Source organism: Brevundimonas huaxiensis (genome assembly GCF_014218725.1).
Taxonomy (GTDB): domain Bacteria; phylum Pseudomonadota; class Alphaproteobacteria; order Caulobacterales; family Caulobacteraceae; genus Brevundimonas; species Brevundimonas huaxiensis.
Genome location: NZ_JABBJE010000027.1, coordinates 1 through 618, shown reverse-complemented (window position 1 = coordinate 618; position 618 = coordinate 1). Strand labels below are relative to the sequence as shown.

Annotated in this window: 1 tRNA gene; it reads left to right on the top strand. The window is 58.1% G+C overall.

The features are described 5' to 3' along the window. Nucleotides 1-18: 18 nt before the first annotated feature. Nucleotides 19-95, top strand: a tRNA-Met gene (locus HF680_RS15730). Nucleotides 96-618 lie beyond the last annotated feature (523 nt).

The window sequence follows — 618 nt, the reverse complement described above, 5'->3', positions numbered from 1 at the left end:
CGATACACTACCGCTTGCCGCGGGATGGAGCAGCCCGGTAGCTCGTCAGGCTCATAACCTGAAGGTCGTAGGTTCAAATCCTACTCCCGCACCCAGACCAACCTCACACCCTGTGGGGATGCCAGAAGCCCCGCCCAAACCGGCGGGGCTTTTTGCTGTGCGGGCTTCATTCAGACCCAGCAACACGCCAGGCTTCCATGCATCTGCAGGTCGAGCTTCCCTTACACCTTCCAACGGATAGAAAACCATGCGGTCGTTGGGCCCTCGTGGATGGCTCACTCACTGCCAGCATAGATTTCTGCGGCCAGGCGTGGTCATGACAAGAGTGAGATAGGCGTCTCTACCGAATGTCCAGGCAGTAGCTCGATGTCCGCTTACAGATCGATGAGGCCGGTGGGCATCTCGTGGTTTTCAGGCCCGAGAAAAACGTGGTTTGGTCTGCAAAACTTATCCGAAGCGAAGCGGTTCACCCTTCATCACGGGTCGCCAACAACCGCACTTTAGGCTAGAAAATTGACGACCACTGACGTGCCCCTGAGTTTTCATCCAGCGGCGACCAGAGTCCTTGGGTTAGTTACGCCTCGCAGCGTGGGGTGAGCAACAGGCCGGGCCGCGCAG